This is a genomic window from Aerophototrophica crusticola, assembly GCF_012913305.1.
GTDB classification, from domain to species: domain Bacteria; phylum Pseudomonadota; class Alphaproteobacteria; order Azospirillales; family Azospirillaceae; genus Niveispirillum; species Niveispirillum crusticola.
The window spans coordinates 1,296,558-1,309,976 of the sequence record NZ_CP051775.1 but is presented as its reverse complement, the minus strand read 5'-3'; the positions used below and the strand labels follow the sequence as shown (position 1 = coordinate 1,309,976).

The window sequence follows — 13,419 nt, the reverse complement described above, 5'->3', positions numbered from 1 at the left end:
ACGCGCATACCGCACCGGCCCTTTCCCCATAAAAGGGAGTAAGGCATAGTGCCGCCAGAGCAGGCTTCCAAGGGCGGGGCGAAATCATGCGGGTCATCGGATCGGGGCTGGCCGCGGCGGTAGGTGTTTCCTTCCTGGCGGTAACTCCCGCCGCGGCGTCACCTGGGGACCTGCTGTCCAGCTATGTCTTGTGGGGTCCTGGTGGGCAGGCCATCGGCCGGATCGTGCTGGACGGCACAGGCCAGGCCTGCCCCAGCCTTGCCAGCGGCACGGCGATGGCGGCACGGACGAACCCCAACCCCGCCACCTTCCCCATCACGGTGTGTGAGGTGCTGGTACCGGCGGACGCACCGTCCGCCGTGCTGGTCAACGGGCAGACGGTGCCGTTGCCGGTGCCGAAGCAGAAACCGGGCAACGTGGCCGTCCTGGGCGACTCGGGCTGCAACACCGCCAAGAAGCAGGATTGCGCCGACCCGGCCCAATGGCCTTGGCCGACCCTGGTCCAGGCCGCGGCGGCGAAGAACCCGGACTTGGTGATCCACGCCGGCGACTACAATTACCGGGGCACGCCGAACCAGATCCAGGTGAACGGCCAGACCCAGTGGACCTATGACGGCTGTTTGCAGACGCCGCCCATTTCCCAGAACCAGCCGGGCAGCAGCCTTCCCGACAATTGGGCGGACTGGAAGGCGGACTTCTTCGACCCGGCGGCGCCCTTGCTGGCCAAGGCGCCCTGGGTGTTCGTGCGCGGGAACCATGAGCTCTGCAGCCGCGCCGGCCCTGGTTACTTCTACCTGCTGGACGCCCGTTCCAACCTGCTGGGCCCCGGCCAGGGGGAGCAGTCCTGCGCCGCCCCCACCCCGGTGCCGGACATCACGCCCACCTATAAGATCAGCCTGAAGTCCCTGTCCCTGGTGATGCTGGACAGTGCCAACGCCTGTGACAGCAACAACCCGCCGACCATGCCCATGGACCCGGCGGTGACCGCTGCCTATGGCCCCGTGATGCAGGCCCTTCCCGGCTTCTTCGCCGACGGGCCGGCTTGGTTCATGACCCACCGCCCCATCCTGGCCGTGTTCAGCAGCAACCCCAGCACCGGGACCGGCACCGTGCCTGTCACCGCCACGGGCACCGGCGGGGCCACCCTGCAAGCGGGCCTGGGCAGCAACCCCACCCTGCCCGCCAACGCCGCCGTCACCTTCAGCAGCCACATGCACCTGTTCCACACGGTGACGCCCAGCCAGCCAGCCCTGCCGCCGCAGATCGTCATCGGCAACAGCGGCGTGATCCTGCAAACCGTGGCGACCCCGCAGACCTTCACCACCACCCTGTTGGGCCAGACCATGTCGGGCAACACCACGGCCGCTTTCGGTTGGTTATGGATCGACAAGCTGACCGACTCGGCCAACTGGTCCGGAACCCTGCTGGGCACCCAGGGACAGGCTCTGGGCACCTGCGCGCTGCCGGTGAAGGATGGGAGCGTGTGTGCGGTGCACTGATTCGCGGCCAATCTTGATGCGACTTACTTCGAATGTCGCGCTACATCCTTTTTTACATTCACTTGACTGCTTGGGTCGAAAGCTGAGCAAGGAAGAAGAGTTCCCTTGCGATCAACGATTCGAAATTTCCGCTAACGCCGGCCTTGCGTGGGCATCGAACAAAACACAAAAAAAGCGGACTAAGTTTCGTGCATAGGGGCAACTCAACCAAAGCTCTAGGAAAATGTTCCTATTTTGAAGACAGCACAACCTAAAGAGTTTTCTTTCGCTTATTCTGTGAAGGATTGCCATTGAAGGCGCGGCAGAAATAGCTTGGGTTATAAACACATCTTTATGTCTGCATAGGTACAACTTCCTTGCGCAATATGTTGAGCGTCGCGTTTCCTGTTGCAGTCCAATCTGCACAACCCTACATATTGCGTTCCCGCGCCATTCCACACATAGGGCTGGCAAGGGTGCGGGCTGAGTGCTGGCCCTTAAGGAGAGAGCAATGACTGAGCGCCTCAAAACTCGGGACGCCAAAGAAGACGGCCGCTACTATAGCGGCGAAAAGTGCCCCAAGTCGGGTACCTACGGTCAGTGGAGCGACGCCAGCGGTCAATACGCTGGAACGTCCTATGATCGCTATGTATATGCGGGCGATCCGTTCCCCCCTTCCCTCAACAACCACCATTTCCGGCTGAAGTAAGTTTTGCGGGCTTAGCCAGCCGGAAATGGTAGCTTGCTGAAGCACTGAGTGCCCCGGAGAGCGGCTAACTCTCCGGGGTCTTTTTTTGCTGATTTTTCGCTTCCACGCAAACTCATTCCGTGACTAGCCCGGCTTCGTGCTGCACGACTCGGGCCGAGAACCGAAAGAACCGAGTCGTTCCAGCCCGCCTCGACTGCCCAACATGTAGTAGCTGCCAATCCCGCCGACAGCTATATGCGGAAGGCCCAGAACCGCCACCGAATCGAGCGACACACTTTGGCATCTCTGTTGGTGCGACCACTAGGCGGTCGTCACATTGAGTTGAAGAACGCCTCTGCTGCACCAAGCGACTGCGCAAGGTCCGATTTCCCCTCCACAAACAAGCCTACGCGAACCCCGCCCACATGTGCGCCGTGGCCAGGCTGCGGAATGGGGCATAGGGCGCCATGAGTTGCTTCTGCTCCTCAGGCGTGGGCCGCCGCTCCAGGCCGTGGAAGCGTTGCAGGCCGGCGGCGAGGCCGGCGTCGCCCGCCGGCACGCAGTCGGGGAAGCCGCAGGCGCGGAGCAGCAGGTATTGGCGGGTCCAGGGACCGATGCCCTTCAGGCCGGTCAAGCGGGCTTCCGCCGCTTCCGGCGTCATGCCTGGCAGTGCCTCGTAATCCACCCTGCCCTCCACCGCTGCTTGGGCGGCGCCGATCAGGTAGGCGGCCTTGGCGCGGCTGAACTTGCGTTGGCCAAGCTCCTCCGGGTCCAGCCGTGCCACGGCAGCCGGGCCGGGGTGGGCAATGCGGCCGCTGGGGTGTGGGGTGCCAGCCAGCTCGATCAGGGTGCGGCGCAGGGTGCCGGCGAATCGCAAATTCACCTGCTGCCCCACGATGGCCCAGACCAGCCCCTCCCACACCGTGGCGGTCAGGGCGGGGCGTAGGCCGATGCGGTCGCCCAGCAGCTTGGCCACCTGCGGGTCTTCCGCCGCCCACCGCTCCAGGCCGGAGACGTCCGTCGCTACGCCCAGCATGCGGGCGGCGATGTGGCTGGTCGTGGAAAGCTCCGCATCCGACAGGGCCCGGTCGGCGGCACAGCTCGCCACCTCCGTGCCGATGTCGATGGTCAGCAGCACCGGCCCGCCGGGCAGGTCCAGGGCCTTGGTGATGCGGCTGTCCTGCACCCGCTCCGCCGGGCCGTCCGGGTCGCGGCCGTGGTAGGACAGCACCCAGTCCGGCCGGTAGCCCGAAGGCAGGGCGACGGTGAAACCGGTCATTGTTCCACCAGCAGGCCGTCCCGCATCTCCAGGACCCGGTCCATGCGGTGGGCGAGGTCGAGGTTGTGGGTGGCCACCAGGGCGCCGAAGGCCTGGCCGCGGACAAGCTCCTTGAACATGGCGAAGACGCTTTCTGCCGTGTGGAGGTCCAGGTTGCCGGTGGGTTCGTCGGCGATCAGGACCTTGGGCCGGTTGGCCAGGGCCCTGGCTATGGCCACGCGCTGCTGCTCGCCACCCGAAAGTTGCGCCGGCCGGTGGCTGGCACGCTGGGCAAGGCCGACCAGGCCCAACAGCTCCTGCGCCCGTTGGCGTGCCTGGCCGCGGGATACGCCGGCGATCATCTGCGGCAGGACGATGTTCTCCTCCGCGCTGAACTCCGGCAACAGGTGGTGGAACTGGTAGACGAAGCCGATCTTGTCCCGGCGCAGGGCCGTGCGGTCCCCGTCGCCGAGCTTCATGACCGGCGTGCCGGCGATGCGCACCTCGCCCGCGTCCGCCCGCTCCAGCAGGCCGGCGATGTGCAGCAGGGTGGACTTGCCCGCCCCGCTGGGTCCCACCAGGGCCACCAGCTCGCCCGCCCGCACGGTGGCGGTGGCGCCGCGCAGCACGTCCAGGGTAGCGCCCGCCTGTTTGAAGCTGCGCCGGATGCCGTCCAGGGCCAGGACCTCGTCACTCATACCGCAGTGCCTCGACAGGATCGAGCCGGGCCGCACGCCAGGCCGGGTAAAGGGTGGCCAGGAAGGACAGGCCGATGGAAAGCAGCGCCACCTGCAACACCTGCCCCACGTCGATCCGGGAAGGCAGTTCCGACAGGTAGTAGATCTGGGCGTTGAAGGGGTCCGTGCCGGTCAGGCTCTGGAAGGCTTGGCGGATCGCCTCCACCTCGCTCGCCACCAGCACGCCCAGGGCGACACCGGCCAGGGTGCCGAAGATGCCGATGCTGGCGCCGGAGATCAGGAAGATGCGCAGGATGGCCCCCCGCCCCGCCCCCATGGTGCGCAGGATGGCGATCTCCCGCCCCTTGTCCTGCACCAGCATGATCAGGCCAGACACCACGTTGAAGGCCGCCACCAGCACGATCATGCCCAGGATCAGGGAAACGACATTGCGCTGAGTCTCGATGATGCCGAAGAAGGCGCCGTTCACCTGCTGCCAAGTGCGAACGGCAAGGTCGGCAGGCAGTGCCGCGGAAAGGGCGGGCTGGAGGGCCGGGGCCTGCTCCGGGTCGGCCAGAACCACCTCCAGCGTCGTCAGCGCGTCGCCCAACTCGAAAAATCCCTGCGCGGTGGCCAGGGGCATCAGCGCCACGTTCTGGTCGAACTCCGACACGCCCATCTCGAAGATGCCGGTGACCGGGAAACCGCGGGAGCGGGGCATTCCACCCTCCGGCGCGGCATTCGGGCTCAACAGGGTGACCCGGTCGCCAACCCTGATGCCGGCCTTGTCCGCCAGCCGCTTGCCGATCAACAGGCCGTCTGACTCCGGGAAGGCGCCTTCCTTGAGTGCTTGGGCGAACAGGGTTCGCTTGGCGAAGTCCTCTGGCCGCAAGGCCTTGATGGCAACACCACCAGCATGGTCGCGGTAGGTCAGCAGGGCTTGGCCGTCCACCAGCGGGTTCACAGCCAGGACCCCGGGCAGCGCGCGGGCGCGGGCAAGGTCCGCCTCCGCCACGGTGAAGGGGCCGGTGGTGCCGAAGGCGACCAGATGCCCTTGAAATCCCAGAACCCGGCCCAGAAGGTCCGCCCGGAATCCGTTGAACACGGCCAGGGTGACAATCAGCGTCGCCACCCCAGCAGGATGCCCAGGAAGGAAAAGGCGGCGATGACGGAAACGAAGCCTTCCTGCTTGCGGGCCCGCAGATAGCGGAAGGCTACCCAGCCCTCGAAGGCGGAGAAAGGGCCGGCGCCGCGGCGCTGCTCAGCCATGGCGTAGGGCCTCCACAGGGTCGGTACGGGCAGCGCGCAAGGCCGGGTAGACCGTGGCGCCAATGGAAAGGACCAAGCCCATGGCCAGGACCACCCCCACCTCCTGCCAGTCCACGATGGCCGGCAGGGAGGACAGGAAGCTGACCAGGGGCATGCCCGCCATGGCGGGGACGGAGGCCAGGGCGGCCCCGATCTCCCGGATGTTGTCGGTCACCAGGATTCCCAGCCCGAACCCGGCCAGGGTGCCCACCGTGCCGATGCTGGCGCCGGCCAGCAGGAACACCCGCAGGATGCTGCCCCGGCTGGCACCCATGGTGCGCAGGATGGCGATGGCGGCGGACTTGCCCCGAACCAGCATCACCATGCTGGAAACGATGTTGAAGCTGGCCACCAGGATGATGAGGGTCAGCACCACGAACATGGCCACCCGTTCCACCGCCAGGGCCGTGACCAGGCTGCCATTGGCCTGGCGCCAGTCGGTGACGATCAGGCCGGGCGCCGCGGCTTCCAACGCCCGGCGCATGGCGGGCACGTCGTTCGGGTTGGCGACGAAGACGTCGATGCCGGTAACGGCCCCGGGCAGGCGGAAGAAGGTCTGCGCCTCAGCCAGCGGCATGTACAGGGCGCTCTGGTCATGCTCCGGCATCTGCACGTCCACAACGGCGTAGACCGGGAAGGCCTTTCGGCGCAGCACCGTGCCAAAGGGCGTGGCCGTGCCCTTGGGGCTGATCAGGGTGACCTCCGCGCCCACCCCGGTGCCCAACAGGCGGGCAAGGCCGCGGCCCAGGGCCACGCCATCCTCTCCCAACTGCGGCAGGCCGATGATGACGCTGCTGCCTACGATGGGCCGGCGGGCGAAGTCTTCCGCCGCCAAGCCGCGCACCTTGACCCCCGTGGCGCGGCCGTTGACCATGGCCAAGGCCTGCGCCTCCACCACGGGCTGGACCTGGGTGACGCCGGGTACGGCCCGCAGCTTCTCCGCCACCGCGGCATAGTCGGTCAGCGGTCCCTTGGGCGCCGAGACGATGGCATGGGCGCTGACGCCCTGGATTCGGGCCACAAGCTCGGCACGGAAGCCGTTCATCACGGACATGACAACGATCAGCGTCGCCACGCCCAGTGCGATGCCGATGAAGGAAAAGCCGGCGATGACCGACACCGTCCCCTCCTGCCGCCGGGCCCGGAGGTAGCGCAGCGCGACCATGCGTTCGAAGGCGGTGAAGATCATGCGGGGCCCTGGGCCGGCGGGGACTGTCGGGTCGTAACCCTATAGGTGGGCAAAAGCATGGCGTCCAGCACCGCCCGTGGCTTCCCGTTTCAGCAACGCTTCGGGTGACGGGGCGTAATGGCGAAGATTACCGCTGCCACGATGCCCAGCGCCCCGCAAGCGGTCCACAGCAACGCGGGCGACAGGGTGTAGAGCATCCCGCCCGACACTGGGCCGAGCAGGGACGACCAGCCCCAGCTGGCGCTGAGGGTGCCCTGGTAAAGGGCCTTGCGCCCCTCCGGCGCCGCGGCGGCCAGCAGAGCCGGGGCGACGGGGGCGATGACGATCTCCCCCAGGCTCCAGACCACGACAGTGGCGCAGTAGACCAGCATGGTCTCCGCCAAGCCGGTAAGGGCCATGCCTCCGCCCATGAGCAAGGCGCCAGTGGCAAGGGCGAGGCGCGGCTCCAGCCGGGATACCCAGCGGGCCACCGGCAGGGACAAGGCGACGACGGTGACGGCGTTCAAGCCCACAGCGATGCCGTACTGGGTCTTACCCAGCCCATCCGCCTGCATGGCGAGCGGCAGCATGGCATAGGACTGGACGAACAGGATGGCGGTCAGGGCGGACCCGCCGGCCACGGTCCAGACCACCGGATCCCGGCCGGCGGCCCAGGCGCTGACCCGTGCCGTGCCGGCGGACAAGGCCGCCCGCGCGGGCTCCCGGAACAGCAGCAGGACCACCAGCGCATAGGCCAGGATGGCCAGTCCGTTGGCCAGGAACAGGGCGCCATAGCCCAGGGCCGCCAGCACCCCGCCCAACACCGGCGCCAAGGCGGAGCCGATGTTGGCGACCCAGTAGTTCAGGGCATAGACCCGGACCCGCCGGTCCTCCGGCACCATCTCCGCCATGGCGGCCATGGCGGCGGGGCGGTAGCAGTCCATCAGCAGCCCGGCCAGGAACAGCAGCAGCGCCAGCAGGCCGATGTCCTGCGGCAGGGACCCCAGCGGGAACACCAGCCCGGCCCCGAACAGGGCCAGCAGCATGGTGGGCCGCCGACCGATCCGGTCAGCCAGCAGCCCGCCGAGGATGCTGCCCAACACCGCCCCCGCCCCATAGGCGGCTACCACCAGCCCGGCGAAGGCGGGTGTCAGGCCCCTGCCCTCCGTCAGGAACAGGGTCATGAAGGGCGACACCATGGCCCCGGTGCGCAGCACCAGCACCCGCCCAACAGGGTCCAGACCCCGCGCGGATAGGCCCGCAGCTCCTGGGTCCAGCGCGACAGCAGGCTCAATCCGGCTCAGCCCGTGACCTTGGCCAGCGCCGCCTCGACCGGCAGCTCCTGCTTCTCCCCCGTGGCGCGGCGCTTCAGCTCCACCACGCCGTTCTTCAGGCCGCGTGGGCCGATGGTGAGCTGCCAGGGGATGCCGATCAGGTCCATGTCGGCGAACTTGGCGCCCGGACGCTCATTGCGGTCGTCCAGCAGCACGTCAACGCCGGCCGCCTGGAGCTTGGCGTAGACCTCCTCCGACACCCGGGCGCACTCCGCGTCGTCAGCCTTCAGGTTGACCACGGCTACGTGGAAGGGGGCGACAGGGTCCGGCCAGATGATGCCGTTGGAATCGTGGCTCGCCTCGATGATGGCAGCGACGACACGGGACACGCCGATGCCGTAGCTGCCCATCTCCACCGTCACGGGGTTGCCGTCCGGCCCGGTGACCACGGCACCCATGGGGGCGGAATACTTGGTGCCGAAATAGAAGATGTGGCCCACCTCGATGCCCCGGGCCGTTTCCAGCTCGGCGGGTGCGGTGGCGGCGTCGTGCATCTCCTCCGTCGCGGCGTACAGGCTGGTGTACTTGGCGAAGAAGTCCTTGAGGTCGCTGTCATAGCCGGGGTCATCGGCCAGCACGTCCAGGTCCAGCCAGCGCTTTTCGCAGAACACCTGGGACTCGCCCGTCTCCGCCAGGATGATGAACTCGTGGGACAGGTCGCCGCCGATGGGGCCGGTGTCGGCGCGCATGGGGATGGCCTTGATGCCCATGCGGGCGAAGGTGCGCAGGTAGGCCAGGAACATCTTGCGGTAGGAGAGCTTGGCCCCCTCCACGTCCAGGTCGAAGGAGTAGTTGTCCTTCATCAGGAACTCGCGGCCCCGCATCAGGCCGAAGCGGGGCCGGATCTCGTCCCGGAACTTCCACTGGATGTGGTACAGGTTCTTCGGCAGGTCCTTGTACGAGCGCACGAACGTCTTGAAGATGTCCGTGATCATCTCCTCGTTCGTGGGGCCGTACAGCATCTCCCGGTCGTGCCGGTCCTTGATGCGCAGCATCTCCTTGCCATAGGCCTCGTACCGGCCGGACTGGCGCCACAGCTCCGCCGACTGGATGGTGGGCATCAGCATTTCCTGGGCCCCGGCGCGGTCCTGCTCTTCCCGCACGATCTGCGCCACCTTCTGCAGCACCTTCCAGCCCAGCGGCAGCCAGGCGTAGATGCCGGCGGAGGTCTGCCGGATCATGCCGGCGCGCAGCATCAACTGGTGGCTGACCACCTGCGCCTCCGCCGGGGTCTCCTTCAGCGTGGGCAGGAAGAACTGGGACATGCGCATGGGACGGGCTCACAAACGGCCGTGGGACAGGGGGCGGACTTTAGGGGGTGGGACAGCGGGTGGCAATGGGGGTGCGGCGCGATGCGGCTTGTGGCAACCTACCGGGCAACTACCGTGAACACATTGCTATGACTGACAGGCGCGATAATGCCTCAGCAGATATTCACCGCAGTCATCTCCCCAGACGGCAGTCTCGTGATCCCTCTGGAAACCCGAAAATCAGCCGGCTTGGAGACAGGCGGAAAGGTCCTGGTCCGGGCGGAACACGGACGAATGATCCTAGAGATGGTCGATGCCGCGGTGGCTCGGGCACAGGCATTGGCGCGGCGATATGGAAACCCAAGTCGCAGTCTGGCAGACGAACTGATCGCTGAACGCCGGGCGGCAGAGAAACAACTATAGGCTCCACGGCCTCAGGCTTTCTCCCTTCAAGCCGCCACCAACTCGAACCTGTCCACGTCCACCAGCCCCATGTCGGTGATCTTCAGGTGTGGGATCACCGGCAGCGGGAGGAACGCCAGTTGCAGGAACGGCTCCGCGAGGGGGCAGCCCATGGCGCGGACCACGGCCCGGATGGCGGACAGCTCGTGCTCCACCGTCACGTAGTCCTTCAGGCTCATCAGCCCGGCCAGGGGCAAGGGCACCTCCCCCGCCACCGTGTCGCCGCGCACGGCGACGAAGCCGCCGCCGATCTCCAGCAGGCGGTTCACGGCCAGGGCCATCTGGGCGTCGTCGCTGCCCACCACGCAGATGTTGTGGCTGTCATGGCCGACGGAGCTGGCGAGGGCCCCTTCCCGTAGCCCGAAGCCGCGGACGAAGCCCTTGCCGATGTTGCGGGTCTTGCCGTGCCGCTCCACCACGCAGACCTTCAGGATGTCGTTGGCCGGGTCGGCGTGGCGCAAGCCGGCGCGGAAGGGCACCGTGGCGCTCAGGGCACTGGTCAGGATCTTGCCGGGCAGCACGCCGATGACGGGGGTGCCGGGGCCGCCCGCCGGGATGGCAAAGTCGGCCGCCGTGACCGGAGACCGCTTCATGCTGTCCAGACCCACCGGGGCCGGCATGGGGCGGTCGGCGAACAGGTCCGGCGTGACCACCCGGCCGGCGGAGATGACCTGGGAGACGGCGCAGGTGGCGAGGTCGTCCAGCAGCACGATGTCCGCCCGGTAGCCCGGGGCGACCAGCCCGCGGTCAGTCAGCCCGAACCCCCGCGCGGCGGACCAAGTGGCGGCGCGGTAGACGGCGACCATGTCGGCGCCGCGGGCGATGGCGCGGCGGACCAGGTGGTCCAAATGGCCTTCCTCCGCGATGTCCAACGGGTTGCGGTCGTCGGTGCAGAAGGCGACGAAGGGGCTGGTGACCATGTCGATGATCGGCGCCAACTCGTCCACGTCCTTGGACACGCTGCCGTCGCGCACCAGCACCTGCATGCCCTTGGCCAGCTTCTCCCGCGCCTCCGGCACGCTGGTGCTTTCATGGCAGTTGCGGATGCCGCAGGAGAGATAGGCGTTCAGGTCCTTGCCGGTGACCAGGGGGGAGTGGCCGTCGATGTGGGCGCCGTAGAAGGCGGCCAGCTTGTCCAGCGTCTCCTCATCCTTGTGCAACACACCGGGGAAGTTCATGAACTCCGCCAGCCCGACCACCTTGGGGTGGTGGCGGTGGCGGACCAGATCGTCGGCGGTCAGCCGGGCACCCGCCGTTTCCAGGTGCGTGGCGGGCACGCAGGAGCTGAGTTGCACCCGCAGATCCATGGCGAGGCCGCCGGCGCTGTCCAGGAAGTATTGCAGGCCCTGTTCCCCCAGCACGTTGCAGATCTCATGCGGGTCGCAGATGGCCGTGGTGGTGCCGCGGGGCAGGACGCAGCGGTCGAACTCCGCCGGGGTGACGCAGGTGCTCTCGCAATGCACATGGGTGTCGATGAAGCCGGGCACGGCGAAGCGGCCCTTCGCGTCGATCTCCACCACCCCGTCATAGCGGTCATAGGTCCCGACGATGGTGTCGCCGCAAATAGCGATGTCGGTCTGCTCGATGGTGCCGGTGGCGACGTTCAACAGGCGGGCGTTCTTGATCACCAGGTCGGCCCGGCTCCGGCCCGAGGCCTGGTCGATCCGCCGCTTCAGGATGGCCTTCGCCGCTGCCCGCTCCATTGCCTAATTCCCTAACGCTGCCGCTGTTTCCCACAGAGTACCACAAGCTCTTGTTCGGCCAGCGACGTAATCGGCTGGCCGTTGAACAGCACCCGGTTCCCCTCCACCGTCACCGTGCCGACATAGGCCTCCGCGCCGTAGAGCGCTGAGCGCGGGATGCCGAAGCGGTCGGCCAGGTCCGCGGTGATGCCGATCTCCAGCCGCTCCGGCAGGCGGACAGCGGGGGAGCCGGGCAGGTCGGCGGGGGCGACCGGCTGGCCGTTCACGTCCACGCCCGGCCTGTACTCCACGTCCGCCGCCGGCTCATGCCGTTGCACCCAGCGGCAGGCGGCGGGGTCCACTGTGATGGTGGGAGCGCGGGACACGGTAGTGCTTGGCGGGCGCTGGGGCGGCACCTGCCAGGACGGCGCTGCCGCCGGCCGGGTCGCGTCCTGGGCGGCGGCGAGACCCGCCACGGCAAGGACGCTCAGCAAGCCTATGGCGCACAAGACTTTTCCGGGGGATACTCGCATCTGTCCCTTCCCTTCCCGCCCTCGGGGTTCGCGACCGTGCTCGAATCATACTTCAAGCTGAGGGAGCACGGCACCACCGTGCGGACCGAGACCCTTGCCGGTTTCACCACCTTTTTAACGATGGCCTACATCGTCTTCGTGAACCCGCAGATCCTGTCCAGCACGGGCATGGACCAGGGCGCGGTGTTCGTCGCCACCTGCGTCGCGGCGGCGGTGGGCACGCTGGTCATGGGGCTGGTGGCCAACTACCCCATCGCGCTGGCGCCCGGTATGGGGCTGAACGCCTATTTCGCGTTCACCGTGGTCGGGCAGATGGGCTATTCCTGGCAGGTGGCGCTGGGGGCCGTTTTCCTGTCGGGCCTGATCTTCTTCGTCCTCACTGTCCTGCCGGTGCGCGAGGCGGTGGTGAATGCCATCCCGCACAGCCTGAAGATGGCCATCAGCGCCGGCATTGGCCTTTTCCTGGGCATCATCGCCCTGCAGAACGCGGGCGTCGTGGCCGACCACCCGGTGACGCTGGTCACCCTGGGCGACGTCAGCCAGCCCAAGACGGTGCTGGCCGCGCTCGGCTTCGTACTGCTCTGCGCCTTGGCCGCGCGGGCGGTGACCGGGGCGGTGGTGATCGCCATTCTGGCGACGGCGGTGGTCGGGATGGCCCTGGGCGTCTCCCCCTTCGACGGGCGCATCGTCAGCCTGCCACCCGACCCCAGCCCCACCTTCCTGGCCATGGACATCGGCGGGGCGCTGAGCGTCGGCTTGGTCAGCGTGGTCTTCGCCTTCCTGTTCGTGGACCTGTTCGACACGGCCGGCACCCTGGTGGGCGTGGCGCACCGGGCGGGGCTGATGGGGCCGGACGGCAAGTTCCCCCGCCTGGGCAAGGCCCTGTTCGCCGACAGCACGGCCACCATGGCGGGCGCCGCCCTCGGCACCTCCACTGTCACCAGCTATATCGAGAGCGCGGCCGGCACCAACGTGGGCGGGCGGACAGGCTTGACGGCCGTCGTCGTGGCGCTGCTGTTCCTGGCTTGCCTGTTCCTGGCGCCGCTGGCGGCCAACATCCCCGCCTATGCCACCGCCCCGGCCCTGCTTTATGTCGCCTGCCTGATGGCCCGGGGACTGACAGAGGTGGATTGGGACGACGTGACGGAATATGCGCCGGCCGTGGTCACCGCGCTGGGGATGCCGCTGACCTACTCCATCGCCCACGGGATTGCCTTCGGCTTCATCACCTATGCCGGGCTGAAGGTGCTGTCGGGTCGCTGGCGCGACGCCGGGCCGACGGTGCTGGTGCTTGCTGTGCTGTTCGTCATCAAGTTTGCGTGGCTAGGGCATTGACACCGCTGGACAATTCCTCAGCCGGCCAGCGTTCCACAGGTTCGTCGGGATAAAGGTGTCGCAAGTAGCCGATTTACGGGCCCAGTTTCACGCAGCCTATGGATTGGGCCCAACAAATGTCCGTCATGGCTGCGAAATGTGCAATTTTAGGCGTGACGGCCCTGCATTGAGTGCATATACTCCCCGCACAAAAAGAAAGACCGCGCTCATCGGAGCGCGGCCTGAGTTTAGGGAGGAATCGCCACC

11 protein-coding genes are annotated in these 13,419 nt (G+C 67.4%); 2 read left to right on the top strand and 9 right to left on the bottom strand.

Translation table 11 applies throughout. The features are described from left to right. Positions 1 to 86: 86 nt before the first annotated feature. Entirely contained in the window at positions 87 to 1,499 is a 1,413-nt protein-coding gene (locus HHL28_RS06395; protein WP_075769413.1) for a metallophosphoesterase, read from the top strand. Between the two features lie 1,073 nt (positions 1,500 to 2,572). Here the strand turns inward: HHL28_RS06395 and HHL28_RS06390 are convergent. From HHL28_RS06390 to HHL28_RS06355, 9 genes are all read right to left on the bottom strand, one after another. Next, on the bottom strand, positions 2,573 to 3,445 hold the full coding sequence (locus tag HHL28_RS06390; protein WP_075769411.1) for a DNA-3-methyladenine glycosylase family protein: 873 nt from the start codon (positions 3,443 to 3,445) through the stop codon (positions 2,573 to 2,575). Next, a complete protein-coding gene (locus tag HHL28_RS06385; protein WP_075769410.1) occupies positions 3,442 to 4,122 on the bottom strand; it encodes an ABC transporter ATP-binding protein in 681 nt (226 codons plus the stop codon). Before HHL28_RS06385 ends, HHL28_RS06390 begins: the two co-directional genes overlap by 4 nt. Then, positions 4,115 to 5,233 carry an FtsX-like permease family protein gene (locus HHL28_RS06380; RefSeq protein WP_404326654.1) on the bottom strand — a complete coding sequence of 373 codons (1,119 nt, stop codon included), beginning with the start codon at positions 5,231 to 5,233 and terminating at the stop codon, positions 4,115 to 4,117. The genes HHL28_RS06385 and HHL28_RS06380 overlap by 8 nt, the downstream gene beginning before the upstream one ends. After that, positions 5,221 to 5,370, bottom strand: coding sequence for a hypothetical protein (locus HHL28_RS18400; RefSeq protein ID WP_404326652.1), 150 nt, complete (start codon positions 5,368 to 5,370; stop codon positions 5,221 to 5,223). The genes HHL28_RS06380 and HHL28_RS18400 overlap by 13 nt, the downstream gene beginning before the upstream one ends. Then, positions 5,363 to 6,598, bottom strand: a complete 1,236-nt coding sequence (locus HHL28_RS06375) for a lipoprotein-releasing ABC transporter permease subunit (RefSeq protein WP_075769408.1) — start codon at positions 6,596 to 6,598, stop codon at positions 5,363 to 5,365. The genes HHL28_RS18400 and HHL28_RS06375 overlap by 8 nt, the downstream gene beginning before the upstream one ends. Positions 6,599 to 6,687: 89 nt before the next feature. Continuing rightward, positions 6,688 to 7,794: an MFS transporter gene (locus HHL28_RS06370; RefSeq protein WP_169654872.1), complete on the bottom strand. Its 1,107-nt coding sequence runs from the start codon at positions 7,792 to 7,794 to the stop codon at positions 6,688 to 6,690. An 83-nt stretch (positions 7,795 to 7,877) separates the two neighbouring features. Continuing rightward, positions 7,878 to 9,182, bottom strand: a complete 1,305-nt coding sequence (proS, locus tag HHL28_RS06365) for a proline--tRNA ligase (RefSeq protein ID WP_075769406.1) — start codon at positions 9,180 to 9,182, stop codon at positions 7,878 to 7,880. Positions 9,183 to 9,610: 428 nt separating this feature from the next. Beyond that, complete coding sequence (ade, locus tag HHL28_RS06360) at positions 9,611 to 11,326, bottom strand: adenine deaminase (protein WP_075769404.1); 1,716 nt, start codon at positions 11,324 to 11,326, stop codon at positions 9,611 to 9,613. 11 nt (positions 11,327 to 11,337) lie between these two features. Beyond that, positions 11,338 to 11,799 carry a hypothetical protein gene (locus tag HHL28_RS06355; protein WP_083698832.1) on the bottom strand — a complete coding sequence of 154 codons (462 nt, stop codon included), beginning with the start codon at positions 11,797 to 11,799 and terminating at the stop codon, positions 11,338 to 11,340. A gap of 75 nt (positions 11,800 to 11,874) precedes the next feature. On the opposite strand from HHL28_RS06355, the gene HHL28_RS06350 reads away from it, so the two are divergent. Next, entirely contained in the window at positions 11,875 to 13,173 is a 1,299-nt protein-coding gene (locus HHL28_RS06350) for an NCS2 family permease (protein ID WP_075769402.1), read from the top strand. Positions 13,174 to 13,419: the final 246 nt, after the last annotated feature.

Excerpts from the sequence above, each read along its gene's own strand:
- HHL28_RS06395 (WP_075769413.1), top strand. The coding sequence starts at position 87 with ATGCGGGTCATCGGATCGGGGCTGGCCGCGGCGGTAGGTGTTTCCTTC.
- HHL28_RS06390 (WP_075769411.1), bottom strand. The coding sequence starts at position 3,445 with ATGACCGGTTTCACCGTCGCCCTGCCTTCGGGCTACCGGCCGGACTGG.
- HHL28_RS06385 (WP_075769410.1), bottom strand. The coding sequence starts at position 4,122 with ATGAGTGACGAGGTCCTGGCCCTGGACGGCATCCGGCGCAGCTTCAAA.
- HHL28_RS18400 (WP_404326652.1), bottom strand. The coding sequence starts at position 5,370 with ATGGCTGAGCAGCGCCGCGGCGCCGGCCCTTTCTCCGCCTTCGAGGGC.
- HHL28_RS06375 (WP_075769408.1), bottom strand. The coding sequence starts at position 6,598 with ATGATCTTCACCGCCTTCGAACGCATGGTCGCGCTGCGCTACCTCCGG.
- proS (WP_075769406.1), bottom strand. The coding sequence starts at position 9,182 with ATGCGCATGTCCCAGTTCTTCCTGCCCACGCTGAAGGAGACCCCGGCG.
- ade (WP_075769404.1), bottom strand. The coding sequence starts at position 11,326 with ATGGAGCGGGCAGCGGCGAAGGCCATCCTGAAGCGGCGGATCGACCAG.